We start from the raw sequence: 22,847 nt of genomic DNA on the forward strand, positions 1-22,847 counted from the left end.
GACCCGGCACAATCGACGACCATGACGATCAGACCGTCGCGGAATGCGAACCCCGATGGGCGCATGCCGCTCATCGAGCACATCCGCGAGTTGCGAAACCGCCTGCTCAAGGCTCTGCTGGGCATCCTCGTGGGCACCGGCGTGGGGCTGTGGTTCTTCGACCCGATCTGGAGGTTCCTCCAGCAGCCGTACTGCCAGCTCCCGGAGAAGAACCGGCTGGGCAAGGGGTGCGGCCTGGTCGTCAACGGCCTGACCGAAGGCTTCTTCCTCAACCTGAAGATCTCCCTGATCGTCGGGTTGGTGATCTCCGCTCCGATCTGGCTGTACCAGCTCTGGGCGTTCGTCGCCCCGGGGCTGTACCAGCGCGAGCGGCGCTGGACGTACATCTTCCTGACCGCCTCCGTCCCGCTGTTCGCCGGTGGGGCCACGCTGGCCTACGTGACCCTCGACAAGGGACTGGGCATCCTGCTCGGCTTCGTGCCGAACGGCACCACCGCCCTCATCACGGTCTCGAGCTATCTCGGCTACGCCGTGGCCATGCTCCTGATCTTCGGAGTCGCGTTCGAGCTGCCGCTGTTCGTCGTGATCCTCAACCTGGCGGGGGTGCTGACGCACGCCCGCATCCGCAAGTCCCGCCGCCTGATCCTCTTCGGCCTGTTCGTGTTCGCGGCCGTGGCCACCCCCAGCCAGGACCCGTTCACGATGCTGGCGCTGGCCTTGCCGACCGTGGTGCTCTTCGAGGTCGCCGAGGTCATCGCGTACTTCCACGATCGGCATAAGGCCGCCCGGCCCGACCCGTACGCCGGCCTGTCGGACGACGAGGCCTCGCCGCTGGACCTGCCGGACAGTGAGCTGGAGGACGGCGAGCGCGTGTAGACGGCCCGCGCGGGCCGTCCGCGGCGGCCGTCTCCGCTACGACCCGCGGCTCCCGGCCGGCCGCGATCCGCAATCCGCGGAGTGCCACCGTTTCGGTCGGCGGTGGTCCGTAGGCTTGAGCCATGACCACCCCCGCGGAGCGCTACGCGGCGCACCGGCAGCGCATGGCGCTCTTCACGCCCGCGCTGACCGAGTTCCAAAGCCTGTACGACTTCGACCTGGACTTCTTCCAGGTCGACGCCTGCCGTGCGCTGGAGGAGGGCCACGGCGTGCTCGTCGCCGCGCCCACCGGGTCGGGCAAGACCGTCGTCGGTGAGTTCGCCGTGCATCTGGCGCTCGCGGGCGGCCGGAAGTGCTTCTACACCACGCCGATCAAGGCGCTGTCCAACCAGAAGTACGCCGACCTCGTCCGCCGCTACGGCGCGGGCAAGGTCGGCCTGCTGACCGGCGACAACACCATCAACGGCGAGGCGCCGATCGTCGTCATGACGACCGAGGTCCTGCGCAACATGCTGTACGCCGGATCCTCGACGCTGACCGGGCTGGCGTACGTCGTGATGGACGAGGTGCACTACCTCGCCGACCGGTTCCGCGGCGCGGTCTGGGAAGAGGTGATCATCCATCTTCCCGAATCGGTGCGGCTGGTGGCGCTGTCGGCGACCGTCAGCAACGCCGAGGAGTTCGGCGAGTGGCTGCAGGAGGTCCGCGGCGAGACCACCGTCATCGTCGACGAGGAGCGGCCGGTGCCGCTGTGGCAGCACATGCTCGCCGGCAACCGGCTGTACGACCTGTTCGTCGACGACGAGCACACCAAGGTCAACCCGGAGCTGCGGCGGTTCGCCCTCGACGACCTGCGGCGCACGCGGATCAACCAGAGCCGCCGGTCCGGGCAGCGGCGCGAACGCCGCCCCGAGCGGTACCGGCCGCCGTCGCGCGCCGACGTGATCGAGCGCCTCGACCGCGCCGGGCTGCTGCCCGCCATCACCTTCATCTTCAGCCGGGCCGGCTGCGACGCGGCCGTCGAGCAGTGCATGTACTCCGGGCTGCGGCTCACCTCCAAGGAGGAGAGCGAGGAGATCCGCGCGCACGTCGAGGCGCGCACCGCCGACATCCCGCGCGCCGACCTCGACGTGCTCGGGTACGGCACGTGGCTGGCCGGGCTGGAGCGCGGTCTCGCCGCGCACCACGCGGGCATGCTGCCGACCTTCAAGGAGGTCGTCGAGGAGCTGTTCACCGAAGGGCTGATCAGGGCCGTCTTCGCCACCGAGACGCTCGCCCTGGGCATCAACATGCCCGCCCGCACCGTCGTGATCGAGCGTCTCGTGAAGTGGAACGGCGAGATGCACGCCGACCTGACGGCCGGCGAGTACACCCAGCTCACCGGGCGGGCGGGGCGGCGCGGCATCGACGTGGAGGGGCACGCCGTCGTCCTGTGGGCGCCCGGCGTCGACCCCGCGGCGGTGGCCGGTCTGGCGGGCACGCGCACGTACCCGCTGAACTCCAGCTTCCGCCCGTCGTACAACATGGCCGTGAACCTCGTCGGCCAGGTCGGCCGCGAACGCGCCCGTACGCTCCTGGAGGAGTCCTTCGCGCAGTTCCAGGCGGACCGGGCGGTCGTCGGGCTCGCCAAGCAGTTGCGCCGCAACGAGGAGGCCCTGGAGGGCTACCTGGAGGCGGCCACCTGCGACCGTGGCGACTTCATGGAGTACGCCCGCATGCGGCAGCGCCTCACCGAACGCGAGCGGGACCTGGCCCGGGAGCGGTCGGGGGCGCGGCGCGCCGAGGCGGCACGGTCGCTGGAGCGGCTGCGGTTCGGTGACGTCATCATGGTCCCGCACGGCCGGTTCGCCGGGGCGGCGGTGGTCCTCGAGCCGGGTTCGGCGAAACGCTCCGACGACCCGTCCCCGCTCGTCCTGACCATCAACCGGCAGGTGAAGCAGCTGGCCCTGGCGGACTTCCGCGGCCCCGTCGAGCCGGTCGAGCGCATCAAGGTCCCGCAGTGGTTCAACCGCAGGTCCGCGCAGCACCGCCGCGACCTGGCCTCCACGCTGCGCAACAAGACGGCGCACCTGGACAAGCCCCGCTCGCAGAAACGCCCGGACCCCACCCGCGAGGACCCGCAGATCACCGAGCTGCGGCGGCGCCTGCGCGAGCACCCCTGCCACGGCTGCGCCGACCGGGAGGACCACGCCCGCTGGGCGGAGCGGTACTTCCGGCTGGACAAGGAGACGACGGCGCTGCGCCGCCGCGTGGAGGGCCGCTCTCAGGTGATCTCGCGGACGTTCGACCGGGTCTGCGCGGTCCTCGACCAGCTCGGCTACCTCGACGGCGAGCGGGTCACCGACGAAGGGCGACGCCTCGGACGGATTTACACCGAGCTCGACCTGCTCACCGCCGAGTGCCTGCGGGAGGGGATATTCGACGAGCTGGGGCCCGCGGAGCTCGCCTCGACCGTGTCCGCGCTGGTGTACGAGTCCCGTGCGCCGGAGGACGGGCGGGCGCCCCGGGTGCCGGCCGGTCCGGTGCGGGAGGCGCTCACCGAGATGATCCGGTTGTGGGGTGACCTGCAGGAGGTCGAGAAGGACCATCGCGTGGCGTTCCTGCGCGAGCCGGACCTGGGGTTCGCCTGGGCGGCGTACCGCTGGGCGAGCGGCACGCCGCTCGACGCCGTGCTGGTCGACACCGACCAGACCGCCGGCGACTTCGTGCGCTGGATGAAACAGCTGCTCGACATGCTCGGCCAGATCGCGGACGCCGCCCCTCCGGGCGGCGGGGTGCGGGACGTCGCGGGGCGGGCGATGGACGCGATCCGGCGCGGCGTCGTGGCCTACTCCTCCGTGAGCTGACCCGGCCGGCCGTTCGGTGCCGAGGGCGCGGGGCGCGCGGGCCGGCGCCCGTGTCCCCGCAGGGGACGGCGGTATCGTCGCGCCCGTGTCCCCGCCAGTGGGCGCCCGGGACGCCCGCATCGTCCCGTGCCGTCTCGCGCCGTCCCGCCTCGTCTTACGCCCACCGCGGGCTCGTCCCGCGGTGGGTCAGGCGTCCTCGTCGCGCTCGGCGATGTCGCGCAGCGCCTCCAGGCGCAGGATGACGATGCGCATCCGGCGGGTGACGACGATCCCCTCCCGCCGCCAGACGGTGAGCGCCCGCGCGACGGTCTCCCGGGCCCGGCCGATCATCGTCGCCAGTTCCTGCTGGGTCAGCGGCAGCGGCAGCGTGACGGAGCCGCCGCCGCCCGCGACGCCGTAGCGTTCGGCCAGGTCGAGGAGGAGCAGGGCGAGCAGCTTCGGGCCGCTCGTGCCCACCTGCGAGGTCATCCGGCGGTCGGCGTCGTCCATCCGTCCGACCATCACCCGGGCGAGGACCTGCGCCGCGTGCGCGTGGCTGTTGAGGAAGGAGGCGAACTGCTCGGCGGGGATCGCGAGCGCGCGGACCCGTCCCAGCGCCTTGACGTTGGCCGACCGCGGCCGGCCGTTCAGCCAGCCGCTCTCGCCGATGGTGTCCGACGGGCCCCGGATGGCGAGCATGACCTCCTGACCGTCCGCCCGGCCGGCCGTCACCTTCACCCACCCGTCCAGAATGATCAGGACGTGGTCGGGGTCGGCGCCCTGGCTGCACAGCAGCGTGCCGGTCGCATACTCACGAGTCCGCCCGGCCGCACGCAACGCGGCTCGCTCGGACTCCTGCAACGCCTGCCAAAACCCGTGTCTGTTCGCGAGGATCTCCTGCACCCGGTCTCCGTCTGCGCGTGACGGCAGAGATTCGCTATTGAACCTCATTACCTCCAGTGGACCTAATAAAGGGGAAATCTGTCTAGAGGCCGGCGCCCGGGGCGTCGGAGAGGGAGCGGAGTTCCACGTCCCGGGCGCCGGCCGGTCGAGGGGGCGTCATCGGTGGCCGGAGGTCAGCGCCACCGCCGCGGTGCTCCACGTGAGGAACGCGGCACCGGAGACGTACGCCCAGGCCAGGGCGGTGCGGGTCAGGATCGCGCGGTGACGCGCGGCCGCGGTGAGCAGCCGCAGCCGCCGGAACGCCGGCGCGGCGAACTCCGGTTCGTCCGGCGGCGTCCGGGCGATGAAGCGGTGGAAGTCCTCCTGAGCGCCGGCTGCGACGTTGTGGGCGCGGGTGAGGAGCACCAAGACGTAACCGAGCGCGGCGGCCACGGGGCCGAGAGCGGCCAGCAGCACCAGGCCGGGAGCCGAGCCGGTGAGCGACCGGATCGTGTCCCACTGCAGGACCACGCCCATGGCGCTGGTCACGACCACCCACCCGGCGAAGGCCGTGGCGTGGTTCGAGCACTGCGTCATGGCGAACATCTCCGTCACGGTGGCGTACGCGGCCTCGTCGTCCCCAGGCGAGACCGGTCTCCGGCGGCTGACAGCGAACGTCATGGACAGCCTTCCTCCCCGTGCTGGGTCGCAACTTTCACTGACCCTGTCACTGAAATGAGAACGCCGGAAAGCCCCCCGCAGTGCGCCAAATGACGCAAGAAATGCAAACAGTCACCCAGCGGTCACCTGCCGGGACCGTCAGGGGCCGGTCACCTATCGCGACGACGGCCGTTTCCGCCAGACGTCCCTCTCCCGGAGACGGCCGATCGGCCACCGAGGCGGTGAACCGCCCGAAAGGGGGTCAGCCGTCCCTGAGCGCGGCGAGGAGACGGTCGACGGGGCTGCCGAGACCCCAGTGGTCGGTCAGCGCGACGAGACGCTCAGGGTCGCGTGGCTTGCGCGGCACGCCTGCCTCGAACGCGGGCAGGGGGATCCGGGTGGCGACCCGGACGACCGTCCGCGCGGACGCGAGGTAATCCCGGGCCTTCTCCAGCTTCAGGCGGCTGCCCGCGGGGAAGCCCGCCGTCTCGCCGGCGTCCAGGGCCTCCTCGACTCCCTCCAGCGAGCCGAACCGGGTGATCAGCGCGGCGGCGGTCTTGTCCCCGACCCCCGGCACACCGGGCAGACCGTCGCTCGGGTCGCCGCGCAGGGTGGCGAAGTCGGCGTACGCCCGGCCGGGGATGCCGTACTTCGCCGTCACCTCCGCCTCGTCGACGATCGTCAGGGCCTTGATGCCCCGCGCGGTGTACAGCACCCGTACGGGCTGGTCGTCGCGGACGAGCTGGAACAGGTCGCGGTCGCCGGTCACGATGTCGACCCCGCCGTCCTGCGCCGTCGCGAGCGTGCCGATCACGTCGTCCGCCTCGTAGCCGTCGGCGCCGATCCGCGCGATCCCGAACGCGTCGAGGACCTCCTCGATCACCGGGACCTGGGCCGCCAGCGCGTCCGGTGTCTGGTCACCGCCGTCCGGCGCGACCCGGTGCGCCTTGTACGACGGCAGGGCCTCCACCCGGAAGGCCGGCCGCCAGTCCGCGTCCATGCAGGCGACGAGGGAGTGCGGGGAGCGTTCCCGGACCAGGCGCGCGATCATGTCGAGCAGGCCGCGTACGGCGTTGACCGGTGTGCCATCGGGCGCGGTCACCGTCTCGGGCACTCCGAAGAACGCGCGGAAGTACAGCGACGGCGTATCGAGCAGCATGAGTCCACCCACGCCGTCATCCTCTCAGCTTCCGGCCCGTCGTGGCCCGCGGCCGGAGGCATCACCCGCGGCCGGTGATGGACCGGAGCCAGGCGCGCCGCACGCCGATCAGAGGATCTGGATGGCCACGACGCAGGTGTCGTCGTTGGGGTTGGGCGCGCCGAACGCCGACAGGACGCGGTCCAGAACGGTCTCGGGATCGTTGCTGCCCGCCGTCTCGGCCACCCGCAGCAGCAGGTCCTGGCCGACCTGCAGGTCGCGGTCCCGCCGCTCGATCAGCCCGTCGGTATAGAGCAGCAGCAGATCCCCCGGCTCCAGCGACGTCGTCGCGACGCCGAAGTCCGCGTCGTCGACCGCGCCGAGCAGCATGCCCTCGGGCGGATCGAGCGTCGTGGCCTTGCCGTCACGGATCAGCAGCGGCGGGAAGTGCCCGCCCTGGGCCCACGTCAGGGTGCGGGTCTCCGGGTCGAACCGGCCCGCCAGCGCCGTCGCGGTCAGCGACGTCGGCCAGTGCAGGGTGAGGCGGTTCAGCCAGGCCAGCAGGCGGTCGGGCGGCGCGCCGGTGAACGCGAGCCCGCTCAGGCCGTTGCGGAGCCGGGCCATCGCGGCCGCGGCGGTCCGCCCGTGCCCGGAGACGTCGCCGATGGCCAGGAAGACGCCCTCGCCGTCGATGGCGCTGGTCTCGTACCAGTCGCCGCCGACGCGGGACAGGATGCCGGCCGGGAGATAACGGATCGCCGCCCGCAGGCCCGGCTTGTCGACGACGCGTTCGGGCAGGGGAAGGATCGAGCGCTGCATGTCGATCGCCTGCCGGCGTTCCTCGTCGACCCGCAGCTGCTCCAGTTGCCGGCGGGACGCCGTCAGCGCGCGCTTGCCGCGCCGCCAGCCCGTGACGTCCTGGTAGACGCAGCGGACGGCCACGGGCCGGCCCGCCGGGTCGACGACGGGCTCGCCGATCAGCCGCAGCTCACGGACCTCCCCGTCGCGCCGGATGTGGATCTCGCTGTCGACGGGCTCCCGGCCGTCGACCAGCGTGCTGACCAGGTGCGCGGTCAGGGGGACGTCCTCGGGCACGACGGCCGCCGCGAGCCGGTCGAGCGGCAGCGGTCCCTCCGCCGGATCGCGGCCGAAGATCACGTAGACCTGGTCGGACCAGTGGCTCGCGCCGGTCGCCGGCTCCCACGTCCCGCAGCCGAGGTTGCCGAGGCGCTGGGCGTGCTCGAACTGCTCGGCCGGTTCGCCGAGGGCGGGCCGGGGACGGATGCCCGGACCGGCCGGCGGGCCGCCCGCCGGAACAGCCGCCGCCGACCGGTCCGCGGCCGGTGACGGTCGGTCCGTTTCCGGTGACGCGGCCGGTGACGCGGGCCGGCCGGCGCCGTCGCCGACCCGGTCGTCGCTGCCACGGTCGTCGCCGGCGAGGCGATCCTCCTCGCCGACGGTGCCGTCCTCGCCGACGGTGCCGTCCCCGGCGGGAGGGCCGTCATCGGCGGGGGAGCGGGGGGCGGGAGGAGTGTCGCCGTCGCGCGCCTCCGGGGCGAACAGTAATGCGGCCGCGTCCAGCGGGGTGATGCCGCTGTCCCGCGCGAGCTGGAGGAGATGGGTGTAGGCGGCGTCGACGCCACAGCGGAGACGCTCGGCCAGCGCGCCCTTGGCCTGCTCGATCGCGACGGTGGTCCGGAGCTTGTCGCGCAGCTGCTCGAGCTCGGCGCGGAGCCGCTCGATCGTCGCCTCCGACGTGTCCGCCGGCTGGTCTGAGGGCCTGTCGCCCGTGGTGTGAGGGAATCCCATGAAGACCACTCTCGATTGTGATCGTCTGTGAGGGCGATGGTGTATCTATCCTGCTGAGAGGGTTGATGTTGACTGAGTGAAGGTGTGACGTGCGGGACCGGCGGAACAGCAGTCTCGCCTTGTGCACGCCTTGAGCGTGTCCGCCATCGTAGCGATTTTCGCTGTACGTGATGGGGTTATCGCACACAGCGAGCATCTTCCAGCGGGCTTGTGCGCGTCTTGTGCAGCGCCGGACCCGGCTGCCGGTGCCGGCCGCCGGGGCTGCCGCGGGGGTGGCCGCACTCGTGCCGCGTGCCCCGGCGGATACTCGTCAGGAGAGGACGGGGCGCCCTCACGGGTGACGCCCCCGACGACCCGCCGCGGGCGCGCGGGCGCCCCGACGACGCGCCGGCGGGCGCGTGGGTGCCGCGGCGGGAGGGAAGGAACCCGGCTCCCGCAGGGGAGTAGATTGCCGCCGACATGTGAGTCTTCACAGGAGAGGGAACGGTGTGACAAGCCCGACAGCACTTTTCGAGCCCGACCGCCTAGCCCGGGTGCGCCAGGCGACCGCCGACGCCGGACTCGGCGCGATCTTGCTGACGCCAGGGCCCGACCTGCGCTACGTCACGGGCTATGACGCCATCCCGCTGGAGCGCCTCACGTGCCTCGTCGTGCCCGCCGCGGGCGACCCCTTCCTGGTCGTCCCCCGGCTGGAACTGGCCGCCGCGCAGGCGTCCACGGCGGGTGGGCTCGGCGTGGAGCTGGTGCCCTGGGACGAGACCGAGGACCCGTACGCGCTGGTGGCGGGGCGGCTCCCGCGCGATCTCGGCCGCGTCGGCGTCGCGGACCGGATGTGGGCGGTCATGGCCCTGCGCTTCCGCGCCGCGATGCCCGGCGCGGAGCAGGTCGCGGCGGGCCGGGTCCTCGGCGAGCTGCGCAAGCGCAAGAGCGCGGCCGAGGTCGAGGCGCTGCGGGAGGCGGGTGCCGCGATCGACCGGGTGCACGCCCTCGTCCCGGCCCTGCTGAAGACGGGGCGTACCGAGCGTGAGGTGGGCCGGGACATCGCCGAGGCGATCCTGGCCGAGGGGCACGCGACCGTGGACTTCGTGATCGTCGGCTCCGGGCCGAACGGCGCCAGCCCGCACCACGAGCTGTCCGACCGGGTCATCCAGGCCGGTGAGCCGGTCGTCGTCGACATCGGCGGCACGATGCCGAGCGGGTACTGCTCCGACTCGACCCGCGTGTACGCCGTGGGGGAGGCGCCGGCCGACTTCCACGCCTACTACGCGGTGCTGAAGGAGGCGCAGGAGGCCGCCCGCGCCGCCGTACGGCCCGGCGTCACGGCCGAGGCGGTGGACGCCGCCGCGCGCGAGGTCATCGCGGCCGCCGGGTACGGCGAGCACTTCATCCACCGGACGGGCCACGGCATCGGCCTGGAGACGCACGAGGAGCCCTACATCGTGGCGGGCAACACCGAGCCGCTCGAGCCGGGGATGGCGTTCTCCATCGAGCCGGGGATCTACCCGGGGCCGCACGGGGCGCGCATCGAGGACATCGTCGTGTGCACCGCCGACGGCCACGAGAGCGTCAACCAAGTTACCCGCGACCTCATCGTGGTGGACGCCTGACCGGTCCGGCGCAAGGGGTCCTCAGGCCGTCCCCGCGGTGAGGTAGGGGATGGTCTGGGGTCCTTCGGGCAGCACGCAGACCCGCGCGTCCGGGCCCGCCTGGGCGAGGGCGTCCGCGACGGTCGCGGAGATGTCGCGGGTCTGTTCCAGGTGTGCGGCGGCCAGGTCGTCGTCGCCGAGGTGAGAGGTGTGCATCACGACCCGGGCGCCGGCCTGAATGCGGGCCTGGATCTGCACCTGCCACTGGTCGGGGACCGTACGCGGGCGCGCGGCGATCTCGGCGAGCAGCGCCTGCGGGGACGGCGCGGAGGCCAGCACCTCGCGGTAGGACCCGTGGTCGGGGAACCCGTCGCGGCACTCCGCCGCGCAGACGATCAGACCGCCGGGCCGGACGACCTGGAAGGCCGCGGACATCCCCTTGACGGCCTGGTACAGGTTCTGGTCGAGGGGGTATCCGGCGTTCGTGGTGACGACCACGTCGAACGGCGCGTCCAGGGGGCGCATCGCCGCCTCCCGCGCGGCGGCCGTGGCGGCGGCGTGCATGGCCGCGAGGTCTCCGCCGAAGGCGGCGACGATGTCCTTGTCGCCGTTGAGGATGACGTCCAGGCCGAACGTGACGCCCGTCGCGGCGGCGATCGCGCGGACGTCGTCGTGGACGGGGTTGCCGTGGGTGACGCCCCAGGTCGCCGAGGGGTGCCCGATGCGGGCGGCGTCGTGCAGCGTCAGCACGGTCTCCAGCCCGGCCAGGCCGGGGGCGACGAGCTTGGGCCCGCCGGAGAAGCCCGCGAAGAAGTGCGGTTCGACGAAGCCGGTCGTGATGCGCACGTCGGCGTCGACCCAGGTGCTGTTCAGCCACACGGGCACGTCGGCGCCGTGGGTGCCGGCGTAGGTGAGGGACGCGGCGTCCCGGGCGTCATGGTTGACGACGCTTACCGTGTCGACCACGGCGTCACCGAACATCGCCCGCAGCTCGGCGTCGGTGTTGCCGCGGTGCGTGCCGGTCGCGACCAGGATCGTGACGTCGCCGGGGTCGACGATGCCGTCGAGCTCCTCGAGGATCGCCGGGATCATGAGGTGGCGCGGCTGCGGGCGGGTGCCGTCGCAGGCCGAGATCGCCACGGTCTGCCCGGGACGGACCCGGTCGCGCAGCGGCGGCCCGGCGACGGGCGCGCGCAGCGCGGCCCGGAGCGCGGCGGCCGGGTCCGGGGCGGCCGGGTGATGCCGCGGGGTGACGACGGTCGTGGCCGCGTCCGGCAGCTCGATCTCCAGCCCCGTCTCGCCGTACGCCAGCCGAACCCGCATCACGCCTCCTCCGCCCGGCCGGGGCGACGGCCGGTGAATACACCCGAGACGTACCGTACGTCCCCTTTCGGGGATGGCGCCCGGTTACTTGGACGTCCTAGTATTTTGTCGTGTGTCCCTCAGCGTGGAGGGGCTCGAGCCCGGAGGCGGGTGACGATGGGCGTTGATCGCGAACTGCCGACGTCAGAGGCGTACGACCTGCTCGAACTGACCCGTGACCTGGTCGCCGCGGAGCTCGCTCCGCGGGCCGCGGCCGACGAAGAGGCCGGCAGGTTTCCCCGTGAGGTGTTCCGCACGCTGGGCCGGGCGGGGCTGCTCGGGCTGCCGTACCCGGAGGAGTTCGGAGGGGGCGGCCAGCCGTACGAGGTCTATCTGCAGGTCGTGGAGGAGCTGGCCGCGGGCTGGCTCGCCGTCGGCCTCGGCGTCAGCGTGCACACGCTCGCGTGCTTCCCGGTCGCCGCGTACAGCTCGGACGAGCAACGGCGGCGGCTCCTGCCGGACCTGATCGGCGGCGAGCTGCTGGGCGCGTACTGCCTGTCCGAACCGCACTCGGGGTCCGACGCGGCGGCACTGAGCACCAAGGCGTACCTCGACGCCGGCGCGTACACCATCAACGGCACCAAGGCGTGGATCACCCACGGCGGGCACGCCGACTTCTACACCCTCTTCGCCCGGACCGCGCCGGACAAGGGCCGCGGCGTCTCCTGCTTCCACGTTCCGGCCGACACCCGCGGCGTCCGCGCGGCTCCACCGGAGAAGAAGATGGGCCTGCGCTCGTCGCCGACCGCGCAACTGCACTTCGACGACGTCCGCGTCCCCGAGGGCGACCGGATCGGCGTGGAGGGCCAAGGCTTGCCGATCGCGCTGTCGGCGCTGGACGGCGGGCGGCTCGGCATCGCCGCCTGCGCCGTCGGCGTGGCCCAGGCGGCGCTGGACACGGCGGTCGCCTACGCCCGCGAGCGCCGGCAGTTCGGGCAGCGTGTCGCCGATTTCCAGGGCATGCGGTTCATGCTCGCCGACATGGCCACCGGCGTCGCGGCGGCCCGCGCGCTGTACCTGACCGCGGCCCGGCGGCGCGACGCCGGCCGGCCCTACGGGGCGCAGGCGGCGATGGCCAAGCTGTTCGCCACCGACACCGCGATGCGCGTGGCGACCGACGCGGTGCAGGTGCTCGGCGGTTACGGGTACGTCAGCGACTTCCCCGCCGAGCGGTTCATGCGCGAGGCGAAGGTCCTGCAGATCGTCGAGGGGACCAACCAGATCCAGCGCATGGTGATCGGCCGGCACCTGACCGATCCGCGGTGACCCGGCCCGGAGGCGAGCGGGTGGCGCGCGACGCGACGCGACGTGTGGGAGCGTCGCGGGTCTTTCCGCCGCGAAACCGTCCATCGCGATAGGTTCTGAGGCGTGGAGGACATCGACCGGCAGATCGTGGGCCTGCTCGCCGAGGACGGCCGTATGAGCTTCACGGACCTGGCGCGGGAGACGGGCCTGTCCGTGTCCGCCGTTCACCAGCGGGTGCGGCGGCTGCAGAAGCGTGGCGTGATCAAGGGTTACTCGGCGGTGCTGGACCATGAGGCGGTCGGCCTGCCGCTCACCGCGTTCATCTCGATCAAGCCGATCGACCCGGCGGCCCCGGACGACGCGCCGGAGAAGCTCGCTCATCTCCAGGAGATCGAGGCCTGCCACTCGGTCGCCGGTGAGGAGAGCTACATCTTGAAGGTCCGGGTGGCCTCGCCGTTCGCGCTGGAGGAGCTGCTCCAGCAGATCCGGGCCGCCGCGAACGTCTCGACCCGGACGACGGTCGTGCTGAGCACTCCCTACGAGGGCCGCCCGCCCCGCCTGTGAGAAGGACGGGCCCGGCCCGGCCGTGATCGCCCGCCGGGAACTTACTATGTAAAGGCCGGTGCTGGGTCGCGAGAAACCGGGCGCGTGGATCGCCGGCTGGGGCGGGTCGTCCCCCGCGGGAGCCGCCGGCCCGCGAAGAATCCGCCGTGATGGCCCGGACTCGCCCTGAGTCTGCCTCGCGGACGCCCTGGGCAGGACGTTCGCCCACCCGCGCCCACCGGGTCGTCGCCTTCACGCGGCCGGCCCGCGAGAGTACTCGCCATGTCTACGCGAATGCGCCGGGGCACGGCCTCGGGCACAGGGGATTGGCTGCTCGTGTTCCTCCAGGCGAGGGACGCGCCGCCGCGCCGCCGGCACGGCACGGCGACCGGGCCGGGAGAGTGGCTCCTGGTCTTCCTGGAGGCGGCCCGGGCAGGCCGCCTGATGGCCTCCGGGCTGGAACCGGTACGCGCGAGGGGGGCCTGATGGTCACCAGGATGCTCTTCGCGGCCCTGCTCGGCGCCGTCATCGGCATCGCGGAGCTGGTGGGGCGCTACCAGGACAAGCCCGCGGCGGCGGTGTTCTGCCCGTCCGGGCTGCTGTACGTCGTCGTCAACGCGTCCGCCTCGACGCTGGCCCTCATCCTGGCCGAGTCGATGGGCTGGCGGTTCGCGCTGCCCGCCGGCGCCCCGCCCATCGGCGCCGACGTCGCGCAGGTCATGGCCGCCGCGGTCGGGTCGGCCGCGGTCTTCCGCTCCTCCTTCATGATCGCCCAGGACAAGGGCATCAGCATCGGCCCGATCCTCCTCCTGTCCGGCCTGCTGAAGATCGTCGACGCGGCGATGGACCGCAAGCGGGCGCTCAGCCGGCTGGCCGGCAACGACCTGAACGGGCTGTCCTTCGCCCGCGACCACGCCGCCCTCGCCGAACTCTGCAGCCACGCCCTGCGGGGGTACGACCTCGCCGAGGCCCAGCGGCTCGGCGAACTCGCCGCCGACCTGCGGGCGCGCGACGACCTCACCGACGCCGACAAGCTGGACTGTTTCGGCCTGGAGCTGAGCCGGCTCGTCGGCGAGCGGGCGCTGCGCAGGGCCGCCGACCGGCTGCGGGACCGGCCGACCCTCGAGGAGGTCGCGGTGACCGTCGAGGACGTCCAGGAGGTGGAGACCGACTTCACCTCACGCCTGGGGGGCGGGAGACGACTGGCGCGCCGTTCGGAATACTGAGTCCGGGAACCGTCGCGCACGGACGAAGGAGGGCTCATGGGGGGACCGGCGGCACGTGTGGGAGAGTTCGCGCAATCCGTCAAACCACGACTGCGGGGATGGCTGCACGCCGGGGCCTTCCCGGCCGCGCTCATCGGCGGCATCGTCCTGGTCGCCCTGGGGCCCACCCTGTCGGCGCGCCTGGCCGCCGCGGTCTACGCCGTGACGTCGGCGCTGCTGTTCGGTACCTCGGCGCTGTACCACCGGGGCCACTGGTCGGCGCGCGGTGAGGCGGTGCTGCGCCGGTTCGACCACGCCAACATCTATCTGATCATCGCCGGCACCTACACGCCGTTCGCGCTGCTGGCCCTGCACGGCACGGCGCGCACCGTGGTGCTGTCGGTGATCTGGTCGGGCGCCGCCGCGGGCGTGCTGTTCCGCATCGTCTGGGTGCGCGCGCCGCGCTGGCTGTACACCGCGCTGTACGTCGGCCTCGGCTGGGTCGCGGCGGGCTTCATGCCGCAGTTGCTCGACGGCGCCGGCGCGGCCGCGCTGATCCTCGTGTGCGTCGGCGGCCTGCTCTACAGCGTCGGTGGCCTGGTGTACGGCCTGCGGCGCCCGGACCCCTCACCACGCTGGTTCGGCTTCCACGAGGTGTTCCACGCCTTCACGATCGCCGCGTACGTCGCGCAGTACATCGCGGTGTCCTTCGTCGTCTACCGCGCCGCCTGAGCCCGGCTCAGTACACCGACACGCCGTATCTGCCGAGCGGCTCGGTGATCGGCTGGAACCACGCCCCGCTCGAGGCACAGTCGCCGCTGATCGCCGACAGGATGCCCAGCACCTTGCCACGGTCCCGGCCTCTGGCCACGACCCGGGCGAATAACCGGGTGCGGTCAGACGCGGGGGCCGGCCGCGTCTCCGGCGGCACGGTCGCGGCCGGGCCGGGACCGTGTCGGGCGGGTCCGCGCAGGGCAATATCGTTACTGCTCATGAGCACTCATTTCGACGTCGTCGTTCTCGGCGCGGGCCCGGGCGGGTACGTCGCCGCGATCCGTTCCGCCCAGCTGGGCCTCAAGACCGCGGTCATCGAGGAGAAGTACTGGGGCGGCGTCTGCCTGAACGTCGGCTGCATCCCCTCCAAAGCACTGCTGCGCAACGCCGAGCTGGCGCACATCTTCACCCGTGAGGCGAAGACGTTCGGGATCCAGGTCGACGGCGAGGTGCGCTTCGACTACGGCGAGGCGTTCCGCCGCAGCCGTACGGTCGCGGACGGCCGCGTCAAGGGCGTCCACTACCTGATGAAGAAGAACGGCATCACCGAGTTCGACGGCCGGGGCACCTTCACCGACCCGAACACCATCCAGGTCAACGGTGAGACCGTGACGTTCGACCACTGCATCATCGCGGCCGGCGCGACCCCGCGGCTGCTGCCCGGCACGTCGCTGAGCGAGCGGGTCGTGACGTACGAGGAGCAGATCCTCAGCGAGGAGCTGCCCGGCAGCATCGTGATCGCCGGGGCCGGCGCGATCGGCGTCGAGTTCGCCTACGTGCTGAGCAACTACGGCGTCAAGGTCACGATCGTGGAGTTCATGGACCGGATGGTGCCGCTGGAGGACGAGGAGGTCTCCAAGGAGCTGGCCCGGCGCTACCGGAAGCTGGGCATCGACGTGCTGACCTCCACCCGCGTCGAGGGCATCGACGAGTCGGGCGAGAAGGTCCGCGTCACCGTCTCCAAGGACGGCCGGCAGCAGGTCCTCGAGGCCGACAAGGTGCTGCAGGCGATCGGCTTCCAGCCGAACGTCGAGGGCTACGGCCTGGAGAAGACCGGCGTCCGGCTCACCGAGCGCGGCGCGATCGAGGTCGACGGCCGGTGCCGCACGAGCGTCCCGCACATCTTCGCCATCGGCGACGTGACCGCCAAGCTGATGCTCGCGCACGCCGCCGAGTCCATGGGCATCGTCGCCGCCGAGACCATCGCCGACGCCGAGACGATGGAACTCGACTACGTGATGATCCCGCGCGCCACCTACTGCCAGCCGCAGATCGCCAGCTTCGGCTGGACCGAGGCGCAGGCGAAGGAGAAGGGCTTCGACGTCCAGGTCGCCAAGTTCCCCTTCACCGCGAACGGCAAGTCGCACGGCCTCGGCGACCCGACCGGTTTCGTGAAGATCCTCAGCGACAAGAAGTACGGCGAGATCCTCGGCGCGCACCTGATCGGCCCGGACGTCACCGAACTGCTGCCCGAGCTGACCCTCGCCCAGCAGTGGGACCTGACCGTCCACGAGGTCGCGCGCAACGTCCACGCGCACCCGACCCTGGGCGAGGCGGTCAAGGAGGCGATCCACGGCCTCGCCGGCCACATGATCAACTTCTAGGGTTCACCGACCGCACGGGCCGCCGCGACGGCCCGCGAGGGCGATCGGCTGCTCATCGGTTCGGGGCGGGAGCGAAACGCTCCCGCCCCGTCTCGTACGCCTTCCCTGGCCGGAGTCCTCGCTCAGCGCTCCTCGGCCGCGGCGCGCAAGGCGTCGACCAGCGCACGTACGTGGGGGACGCGGATCATCTCCGGCCAGAGCAGCAGGAAGATCCTGCGCCTCGGCCAGCCGTCGAGCGGGCGCGCGACGAGGAGGGGGTCGTGCCGCGCGGTGAGGCCGAGTTCGTTGATCACGGCCACGCCGATGCGCTTCGCGACCAGGGAGTGGATGGTGAGCTGGTCGTCGCTGGTCGCCGCCACCTTCGGAACGAATCCCGCGGTCTGGCACGCCGCCAGGAACCGTGACCGCTGGGTCTCCAGGACCCAGTGCTCGCCCGCCAGGTCCGCGAGCGCGACCGACGGTGCGGCCGCGGCCGGGTGGTCGGCGGGGAGCAGGACGCACCGCCGGTCGGTCATGAGCGGTATGCGCAGCATGCGGGGATCGGGGGAGACGACGTCATCCGCGACGGGGTCGTCCACCACGTCGCACATCAACGAGAGTTCGACCTGCCCGGCGGCCAGCAGTTCACGGGAGACGGCGCACTCGGCCTGGGTCAGGATCACCTCCAGGTCGGGGTGGGTCCTGCGCAGCTTGGCCAGCGCGGCGGGGACGAGGCTGACGCAGCCGCTCTGCACGGCCGACAGGTGTACGCGGCCCCCGGTCGTCGAGGTGAACGGAGCCAGCTCATCCTCGGCCGCGCGCAGGGCCGCGAGGACGACCTCGGCCTGCCGGGCGAGGATCCTCCCGGCATTGGTCAGCTTGATGTTCCGGCCGGCCTTGACGGTGAGCGGCGTCTCGGCGGCACGTTCCAGCATGCGCATCTGGTAGCTCACCGCGGGTTGGGTGTACCCCAGGGCGGCCGCGGCGGCGGTGTAGGTGCCCGTGCGCGCCACTTCGAGGAGCACCTGAAGCTGACGAGGGTCGAACATCGCGCAATCATATGGGTCCTTTATTGATTGTGGAAGGAAACCTCATTGGACCTATAGGACACCGAGCCGGAATGCTTGCGGCATCCGCTCACGGCCCGGGCTCATGAGCGGCCGACCGTTCAGCCGGAAGGATTCCGCGATGCCCAGCCCCCGCACTCCGGTCCCAGACTCCGCCGATGTCCTGGTGCGGTTGAGAGGGGTCCACAAGTCCTTCGGCGATCACGTCGTGCTGCGTGACGTCGATCTGGACGTGCGTTCCGGAGAGGTCGTCGTCCTCCTGGGCGCGTCCGGGTCGGGGAAGTCGACGCTGTGCCGGTGCGTCAACCGGCTGGAGACCATCGACTCCGGTGAGATCACCATTGAGGGCCGTGCGCTGCCGTCGGAGGGCCGGGAGCTGGCGCGGTTGCGCGCCGACGTCGGGATGGTGTTCCAGTCCTTCAACCTCTTCGGGCACCGGAGCGTGCTGGACAACATCACGCTGGCCCCGGTGAAGGTACGTGGTGTCGCCCGGCGGGAGGCGGCCGACCGGGCGCGGGAGCTCCTCACGCGGGTCGGCCTCGCGCACAAGGCGCAGGCCTATCCGGGCGAGCTCTCCGGCGGCCAGCAGCAGCGGGTCGCGATCGCCAGGGCACTGGCCATGAATCCGAAATTGATCCTCTTCGACGAGCCGACCTCGGCGCTCGATCCGGAGATGATCAACGAGGTGCTCGACGTCATGACCGAGCTCGCCGCGGATGGGATGACGATGCTCGTGGTCACGCACGAAATGGGGTTCGCGCGCCGCGCCGCCGACCGGGTCGTCTTCCTCGACCAGGGCCGGATTCTCGAGACCGGGACACCGGGGTCGTTCTTCGACGCCCCGCGCACCGACCGTGCCCGTGACTTCCTGTCCAAGATCCTCAGCCACTGAGAGAAAGAGAGTGCCGATGCTTACCATTGTCAGCGGACGGCGGTCCGTGGCCGCGATGCTTCCGATCGCCGGACTGGTGGCCGCACTGGCCGGCTGCGGCGCGGACTCCGCCAAGGGACTGCCCCCGGCGCCGGGAGCCGCCGGCCCGCCCGGCGACTACCAGCGGGTCATCGACTCCGCGCCGGTCGCCCCCGCGTCGGCGATCCCGTCGGGGAGCCTGATGGCCAAGATCAAGAGTCGGGGCACGCTGATCGTCGGCGGGACCGACACGGCGGCGCTGTTCTCCCTGAAGGACCCGGTCAGCGGGAAGACCACAGGCTTCGATGCGGCGCTGTCGGCGATGCTGGCCAAATACATCACCGGCAAGCCGAACACCAAGCTGGTCCAGGTCACCGTGAACACCCGCGAGGCCCTCCTGCAGAACGGAACGGTCGACGCCGTGTTCGCCACCTACACCATCACACCCGAACGGGCGAAGAAGATCGCCTTCGCGGGGCCGTACTACTCCTCGGGCGAGGCGATCCTGGTCAAGAAGGGGAACACCCGAATCACCCGGCCGGCGGATCTGAACGGCAGGACCGTGTGCACGGAGAGCAGCTCCGTCGCCGCCGACGATGTCAAGAAGGTCGCGCCGTCGGCCAAGATCATCCTGTTCGAGCAGAACTCCCAGTGCGTGCAGGCGGTCGAGGACGGAAGGGCCGACGCGTACGTCCTGGACCAGGCGATCCTGCTGGGCGACGCGTACCGCGACCCGAAGGTGAAGGTGGTCGGCCAGCCGTTCACCAGCGAGCCGTACGGGATCGGCCTGCCCAAGGCCTCGCCGGAGATGAAGAGCTTCGTCGACGACTGGCTGAAGCTGATCCAGTCGAACGGCACGTGGGCGAAGCTGTGGCACGCGACCATCGGCACCGCGGTCGGCGGCAACCCGCCGGCGCCCCCGGCGATCGGCTCGGTCGCGGGCAGCTGACCCGATGAGCACGATCTTCGCGCACGGCGGGCAACTCGCCCATGGAGTCCTGTTGACCATGCTGATGACCGTCCTCGGCTTCGGGTGCGCGCTCGTGGCCGGCGTGGTGCTCGCGGTGTTCCATATCAGCCCCGTCCCACCCCTGCACCGGCTGGCCGTGGGGTACGTGGCGGTGTTCCGCAACATCCCGCTGCTCGTGTGGCTGGTGCTCTTCGTCTTCGGGCTCCCGGAGATCGGGCTGCTGTACCCCCTGTTCGGCACGGTCACCGCCGCGATGGCGCTGTACTGGGCGGCCTTCATTTGCGAGGCCGTCCGGTCCGGGATCCGCACCGTGCCCCCGGGGCAGATCGAGGCGGCGCGGGCGCTCGGTTTCGGGTTCTCCCAGCTGCTGCGCCACCTCGTCCTGCCGCAGGCGGTGCGGTCGATGGTGCAGCCGCTGGGCACCGTGTTCATCGCGCTGACGCTGAACACCTCGCTCGCGGCAGCCGTCGGCGTGCGGGAGCTGACCGGCGAGACCCAGTTTTTCACCATCACCTACGACATACCGATCCCGGCCTTCGCGGTCACGACCGCGATCTACGTCCTGATCACCCTCGCCGGTGGGCTGCTCACCGGGCGACTGGAGCGGAAGTTGGCGTTCAAACGGTGAACACCGGCGCGAGCACGTTGTTCGATCTCCCCGGACCGGCGGGCCGGCGGCGCATCCGCATCGCCACGGTCGTCTCCCTGCTGCTGATCGTCGTTGCGGTCGTCGCGGTGGTGCGACGCCTGACGACCCACGGGATGCTCGCCGCCGACGAGTGGCGCGTGTTCACCCAGTGGCCCACCATCCGGTTCCTGCTGGGCGGAGTATGGGCGACCGTCCTGGTCACGGTGGTGGCGATGGCGATCGCGCTCCCGGCCGGGGCCCTCGTCGCCCTGGTCCGGCTGTCCCGGGCCCGGGTGGCACGGGCGCTGGGGCGCGCGTACGTCGAGGTGTTCCGCGCGATTCCCCTGCTGCTGCTCCTGTACATGTTCCTGTTCGGCCTGCCACGGCTCGGGCTGACGTTCCCGGTGTTCTGGCAGCTGACCCTGGCGATCGTGCTGAACAACGCGGCCGTCTTCGCCGAGATCCTCCGCGCCGGCATCCTCGCCGTCGAACGCGGTCAGTCCGAGGCCGCCTCCAGCCTGGGGATGACGTACTGGCAGGCCATGTGGCTCGTGGTGATCCCACAGGCCGTACGGAAGGTGGTCCCCGCGCTCGTTGGCCAGTCGGTGCGGCTGCTGAAGGACTCCTCGCTCGGTTACGTGGTCAGCTACCTCGAACTGCTGCACCAATCACAGGTATTGGGCGAGTACTACCACACCGTGCTCCCGACCTATCTGGTCGCTGCCGTCGTATACATCGCCATCAACATAACGTTGTCCCGATTCGCCCATCTGCTGGAGAACCGGGGGCTGCGCGGAGTCCGGAGGAGGAGACATCCCGAATCCACCGCGCTCGCCGAAAACGCTGCCATTGGCTCGGGTGGTCGCGCGCCGCTGATCGATGACTCGACAGTGTGATCTCCCGATAGAGAAAGGAATGTCATGTGCCGTCTGCTCGGCCTGGTCTCACGGTCTCCCGGCCGGCTGAACGAGACCCTGGGCGACCTGCTGAGCCAGTTCACCGAGTTGTCCAGTGAACACGCGGATGGCTGGGGGGTGGCGACGTGGCAGAACGGCGGGTTGGTCACGGCGAAGGGCACCACCCCGGCCCGGACGAGCCGCGAATACGCGGAGGCGGCCCAGGCGGTGACCGACGCGGCCGTCATGCACATCCGCATGGCCAGTCCCAACCTCTCCGTGGAACTCGGCAACACCCATCCGTTCCGGCTTGGGGCGCTCGCGTTCGCGCACAACGGATTCTTCACGCCCCCCGACGCGCTGGACGAACTGGTCGATCCCCTCCTGCTGGCCAAGGCCGCGGGCACCACCGACTCGGAACGCTACTTCCTGCGCATCGTGTCACTGATGCAGGATCAGGACCCGGTGACCGCCATGGCGATCGCCGCGGCGGAGATTCGGGGCCGGGCCGAGTTCGCCAGTCTGAACTGCCTGCTGATCACCGAGGACTCGCTGTACGCGTACGCGGAGGAGGACCCGCAGTCGGAGGTCAGCCGGCGACGTGGCCCGGAGTTCTTCCGGATGCGCTACCTGGTCGAGTCGGATCGGATCGTGGTCGCCTCCACCGGCTTCGCCGACGTTTCACCCGAAGGCGAGCGGTGGCTGCCGCTCCCGTACCGCCAGGTCCTTCAGGTACGGCGCCGGGACCTGCGCGTCTCCGTGCACCGCTTCCCCGGTGCCATCGGAGCGAGGCAGGGCGCGACGCGCGAAGCGATGACCGAGGCGCAGGTCGTCTCCTGAATTCCTCCTCCACGTACCACCGACGAGAGCCCGCGCGCGAAAGCACGCGGGCTTTTCGTTGCGCCTCTCAGAACGATTTCGAATCGGTGGCCGCGGCGGAACGCGAAGTCGTCGACGCCTAGGAACCATGGCCTGGCGTCAGCGGCGGCATGGGGTAGTGACCGGATCATTCTGCGCAGCGTAATCCGGCTCACCGGTACCGCCGGCCGGCACCCCGCCCGTCCGCCCAGCGCCAGTGCGATCGCCTGCGGGGGCTCGCCCAATCCGATGCTTCGGTGGCCGTAGAGGACGGTCAGGCCTGGCATCGGCGCAAGGTCACACAATTCGTGCAGAGCCGGTTTCGACGTGTCATCGGCGGTCGCCACAGGTTAAAAGGATGCAATGCCGGGCCCTTTTTGTTTCTGCAATGATACGGGCGTGTTACGAACGTTTCTATTTGCAGGCTTTCCGTGTTTATGGTTAGTATCGGGAGTTGATTCGGTTCCCAATATCCGGTCCGAGTTGGGTGCGCCTTGTTGAACGCTTCATGGGATGGTGTCGTCTTCAATGACGACAGGCGAAGGCTCTTCCTCGTTCTTATGGGAACGGAGCCTCCGGAAGCCGTGCCGGAGCAGGCTCACGGAGTGGCCCGGCCATTCGAGGATCTGGCCGAGGTTTTCGGTGGCGTGGCGGCGATCCCGTCCGCCACGGCCGACAGGGCCGGCGGTGTGCTTCCCGCCGAGGTCGTCACCCAGTACCCGGAGACGATCCGGGTAGCTGACGGGCGGGGGCACCGGCGCCGGTCACATGAACCAGATCCTCGATGCCGCCAGGGCGATGGCCGGTCGGATGCGGACCTGGTCGCGGGAGCCGGCCAAGGCGCGAATCCGATGATCCCCAAGCTGGGCGCCCTGGAGTGCGGCCTGGTGATCCGGAGGAGACAGGAGCCGACGCTGATCCATGCCGTCGTCGATGAGGAGACCGAGCCGGTGTCGTACGACGCCCGGCCGGCCGGTGCCGGAAGGGAGGTCTAGTCATGGGTGACAAGTACGCGACCACTATGGATGGC

22 protein-coding genes are annotated in these 22,847 nt (G+C 71.2%); 15 read left to right on the forward strand and 7 right to left on the reverse strand.

Features of this window, described 5'->3' with window-relative positions; all coding sequences use genetic code 11:
- Positions 1-21 precede the first annotated feature (21 nt).
- On the forward strand, positions 22-876 hold the full coding sequence (tatC, locus tag NE235_RS20230) for a twin-arginine translocase subunit TatC (protein WP_252805204.1): 855 nt from the start codon (positions 22-24) through the stop codon (positions 874-876).
- Positions 877-998: 122 nt separating this feature from the next.
- Positions 999-3,722 carry a DEAD/DEAH box helicase gene (locus NE235_RS20235; RefSeq protein ID WP_252805205.1) on the forward strand — a complete coding sequence of 908 codons (2,724 nt, stop codon included), beginning with the start codon at positions 999-1,001 and terminating at the stop codon, positions 3,720-3,722.
- Between the two features lie 186 nt (positions 3,723-3,908).
- Here NE235_RS20235 and NE235_RS20240 read toward each other — a convergent pair whose 3' ends face one another.
- The 4 genes from NE235_RS20240 to NE235_RS20255 all read right to left on the reverse strand — a co-directional run bounded on the left by NE235_RS20240 (position 3,909) and on the right by NE235_RS20255 (position 8,190).
- Positions 3,909-4,604: a Crp/Fnr family transcriptional regulator gene (locus tag NE235_RS20240; protein ID WP_252805207.1), complete on the reverse strand. Its 696-nt coding sequence runs from the start codon at positions 4,602-4,604 to the stop codon at positions 3,909-3,911.
- A 156-nt stretch (positions 4,605-4,760) separates the two neighbouring features.
- Positions 4,761-5,264 carry a hypothetical protein gene (locus NE235_RS20245; RefSeq protein ID WP_252805210.1) on the reverse strand — a complete coding sequence of 168 codons (504 nt, stop codon included), beginning with the start codon at positions 5,262-5,264 and terminating at the stop codon, positions 4,761-4,763.
- Positions 5,265-5,505: 241 nt separating this feature from the next.
- Complete coding sequence (locus NE235_RS20250) at positions 5,506-6,414, reverse strand: 5'-3' exonuclease (protein WP_252805212.1); 909 nt, start codon at positions 6,412-6,414, stop codon at positions 5,506-5,508.
- A 96-nt stretch (positions 6,415-6,510) separates the two neighbouring features.
- Positions 6,511-8,190 (reverse strand): SpoIIE family protein phosphatase, encoded by a 1,680-nt coding sequence (locus NE235_RS20255; protein WP_252805214.1) that lies wholly within the window; start codon positions 8,188-8,190, stop codon positions 6,511-6,513.
- 533 nt (positions 8,191-8,723) lie between these two features.
- Here NE235_RS20255 and NE235_RS20260 point away from each other — a divergent pair.
- A complete protein-coding gene (locus NE235_RS20260) occupies positions 8,724-9,797 on the forward strand; it encodes a M24 family metallopeptidase (protein ID WP_252805216.1) in 1,074 nt (357 codons plus the stop codon).
- A 21-nt stretch (positions 9,798-9,818) separates the two neighbouring features.
- On the opposite strand, the gene larA is transcribed toward NE235_RS20260, so the two are convergent.
- On the reverse strand, positions 9,819-11,099 hold the full coding sequence (gene larA, locus NE235_RS20265; protein WP_252805218.1) for a nickel-dependent lactate racemase: 1,281 nt from the start codon (positions 11,097-11,099) through the stop codon (positions 9,819-9,821).
- Between the two features lie 156 nt (positions 11,100-11,255).
- On the opposite strand from larA, the gene NE235_RS20270 reads away from it, so the two are divergent.
- From NE235_RS20270 to trhA, 5 genes are all read left to right on the forward strand, one after another.
- Positions 11,256-12,404, forward strand: coding sequence for an acyl-CoA dehydrogenase family protein (locus tag NE235_RS20270; protein WP_252805220.1), 1,149 nt, complete (start codon positions 11,256-11,258; stop codon positions 12,402-12,404).
- Between the two features lie 102 nt (positions 12,405-12,506).
- The gene (locus NE235_RS38280) at positions 12,507-12,947 is read left to right on the forward strand and encodes an Lrp/AsnC family transcriptional regulator (protein ID WP_308206120.1); all 441 of its coding nucleotides are present in this window, start codon (positions 12,507-12,509) and stop codon (positions 12,945-12,947) included.
- 261 nt (positions 12,948-13,208) lie between these two features.
- Positions 13,209-13,412: a hypothetical protein gene (locus NE235_RS20280; protein WP_252805222.1), complete on the forward strand. Its 204-nt coding sequence runs from the start codon at positions 13,209-13,211 to the stop codon at positions 13,410-13,412.
- On the forward strand, positions 13,412-14,152 hold the full coding sequence (locus NE235_RS20285) for a hypothetical protein (RefSeq protein ID WP_252805224.1): 741 nt from the start codon (positions 13,412-13,414) through the stop codon (positions 14,150-14,152). Before NE235_RS20280 ends, NE235_RS20285 begins: the two co-directional genes overlap by 1 nt.
- A gap of 36 nt (positions 14,153-14,188) precedes the next feature.
- Complete coding sequence (gene trhA, locus NE235_RS20290) at positions 14,189-14,863, forward strand: PAQR family membrane homeostasis protein TrhA (RefSeq protein WP_252805226.1); 675 nt, start codon at positions 14,189-14,191, stop codon at positions 14,861-14,863.
- 7 nt (positions 14,864-14,870) lie between these two features.
- Here trhA and NE235_RS20295 read toward each other — a convergent pair whose 3' ends face one another.
- Complete coding sequence (locus NE235_RS20295; RefSeq protein WP_252805228.1) at positions 14,871-15,002, reverse strand: S1 family peptidase; 132 nt, start codon at positions 15,000-15,002, stop codon at positions 14,871-14,873.
- Between the two features lie 121 nt (positions 15,003-15,123).
- Here NE235_RS20295 and lpdA point away from each other — a divergent pair, with 121 nt between their 5' ends.
- On the forward strand, positions 15,124-16,509 hold the full coding sequence (gene lpdA, locus NE235_RS20300; RefSeq protein ID WP_252805230.1) for a dihydrolipoyl dehydrogenase: 1,386 nt from the start codon (positions 15,124-15,126) through the stop codon (positions 16,507-16,509).
- Positions 16,510-16,631: 122 nt separating this feature from the next.
- Here lpdA and NE235_RS20305 read toward each other — a convergent pair whose 3' ends face one another.
- Positions 16,632-17,537 (reverse strand): LysR substrate-binding domain-containing protein, encoded by a 906-nt coding sequence (locus tag NE235_RS20305; RefSeq protein ID WP_252805232.1) that lies wholly within the window; start codon positions 17,535-17,537, stop codon positions 16,632-16,634.
- A gap of 139 nt (positions 17,538-17,676) precedes the next feature.
- Between NE235_RS20305 and NE235_RS20310 the strand changes: the two genes are divergently transcribed.
- The 6 genes from NE235_RS20310 to NE235_RS20335 all read left to right on the forward strand — a co-directional run bounded on the left by NE235_RS20310 (position 17,677) and on the right by NE235_RS20335 (position 22,812).
- Positions 17,677-18,447 carry an amino acid ABC transporter ATP-binding protein gene (locus NE235_RS20310; protein ID WP_289848890.1) on the forward strand — a complete coding sequence of 257 codons (771 nt, stop codon included), beginning with the start codon at positions 17,677-17,679 and terminating at the stop codon, positions 18,445-18,447.
- A gap of 16 nt (positions 18,448-18,463) precedes the next feature.
- Positions 18,464-19,414 carry a glutamate ABC transporter substrate-binding protein gene (locus tag NE235_RS20315; protein ID WP_252805234.1) on the forward strand — a complete coding sequence of 317 codons (951 nt, stop codon included), beginning with the start codon at positions 18,464-18,466 and terminating at the stop codon, positions 19,412-19,414.
- A gap of 4 nt (positions 19,415-19,418) precedes the next feature.
- On the forward strand, positions 19,419-20,063 hold the full coding sequence (locus NE235_RS20320; protein ID WP_252805236.1) for an amino acid ABC transporter permease: 645 nt from the start codon (positions 19,419-19,421) through the stop codon (positions 20,061-20,063).
- Positions 20,060-20,959, forward strand: a complete 900-nt coding sequence (locus NE235_RS20325; protein WP_252805238.1) for an amino acid ABC transporter permease — start codon at positions 20,060-20,062, stop codon at positions 20,957-20,959. Before NE235_RS20320 ends, NE235_RS20325 begins: the two co-directional genes overlap by 4 nt.
- A 24-nt stretch (positions 20,960-20,983) precedes the next feature.
- The gene (locus NE235_RS20330) at positions 20,984-21,799 is read left to right on the forward strand and encodes a class II glutamine amidotransferase (protein ID WP_252805240.1); all 816 of its coding nucleotides are present in this window, start codon (positions 20,984-20,986) and stop codon (positions 21,797-21,799) included.
- 869 nt (positions 21,800-22,668) lie between these two features.
- Positions 22,669-22,812, forward strand: coding sequence for a hypothetical protein (locus NE235_RS20335; RefSeq protein WP_252805242.1), 144 nt, complete (start codon positions 22,669-22,671; stop codon positions 22,810-22,812).
- The last annotated feature ends 35 nt before the right edge of the window (positions 22,813-22,847 follow it).

The organism is Actinoallomurus spadix, assembly GCF_024055725.1.
GTDB classification, from domain to species: domain Bacteria; phylum Actinomycetota; class Actinomycetes; order Streptosporangiales; family Streptosporangiaceae; genus Actinoallomurus; species Actinoallomurus spadix.

Bases quoted from the DNA above. Each gene is read 5' to 3' on its own strand.
- tatC (WP_252805204.1), top strand. From the start codon at position 22: ATGACGATCAGACCGTCGCGGAATGCGAACCCCGATGGGCGCATGCCG.
- NE235_RS20235 (WP_252805205.1), top strand. From the start codon at position 999: ATGACCACCCCCGCGGAGCGCTACGCGGCGCACCGGCAGCGCATGGCG.
- NE235_RS20245 (WP_252805210.1), bottom strand. From the start codon at position 5,264: ATGACGTTCGCTGTCAGCCGCCGGAGACCGGTCTCGCCTGGGGACGAC.
- NE235_RS20255 (WP_252805214.1), bottom strand. From the start codon at position 8,190: ATGGGATTCCCTCACACCACGGGCGACAGGCCCTCAGACCAGCCGGCG.
- larA (WP_252805218.1), bottom strand. From the start codon at position 11,099: ATGCGGGTTCGGCTGGCGTACGGCGAGACGGGGCTGGAGATCGAGCTG.
- NE235_RS20270 (WP_252805220.1), top strand. From the start codon at position 11,256: ATGGGCGTTGATCGCGAACTGCCGACGTCAGAGGCGTACGACCTGCTC.
- NE235_RS20280 (WP_252805222.1), top strand. From the start codon at position 13,209: ATGTCTACGCGAATGCGCCGGGGCACGGCCTCGGGCACAGGGGATTGG.
- NE235_RS20285 (WP_252805224.1), top strand. From the start codon at position 13,412: ATGGTCACCAGGATGCTCTTCGCGGCCCTGCTCGGCGCCGTCATCGGC.
- trhA (WP_252805226.1), top strand. From the start codon at position 14,189: ATGGGGGGACCGGCGGCACGTGTGGGAGAGTTCGCGCAATCCGTCAAA.
- lpdA (WP_252805230.1), top strand. From the start codon at position 15,124: ATGAGCACTCATTTCGACGTCGTCGTTCTCGGCGCGGGCCCGGGCGGG.
- NE235_RS20305 (WP_252805232.1), bottom strand. From the start codon at position 17,537: ATGTTCGACCCTCGTCAGCTTCAGGTGCTCCTCGAAGTGGCGCGCACG.
- NE235_RS20310 (WP_289848890.1), top strand. From the start codon at position 17,677: ATGCCCAGCCCCCGCACTCCGGTCCCAGACTCCGCCGATGTCCTGGTG.
- NE235_RS20315 (WP_252805234.1), top strand. From the start codon at position 18,464: ATGCTTACCATTGTCAGCGGACGGCGGTCCGTGGCCGCGATGCTTCCG.
- NE235_RS20320 (WP_252805236.1), top strand. From the start codon at position 19,419: ATGAGCACGATCTTCGCGCACGGCGGGCAACTCGCCCATGGAGTCCTG.
- NE235_RS20330 (WP_252805240.1), top strand. From the start codon at position 20,984: ATGTGCCGTCTGCTCGGCCTGGTCTCACGGTCTCCCGGCCGGCTGAAC.
- NE235_RS20335 (WP_252805242.1), top strand. From the start codon at position 22,669: ATGATCCCCAAGCTGGGCGCCCTGGAGTGCGGCCTGGTGATCCGGAGG.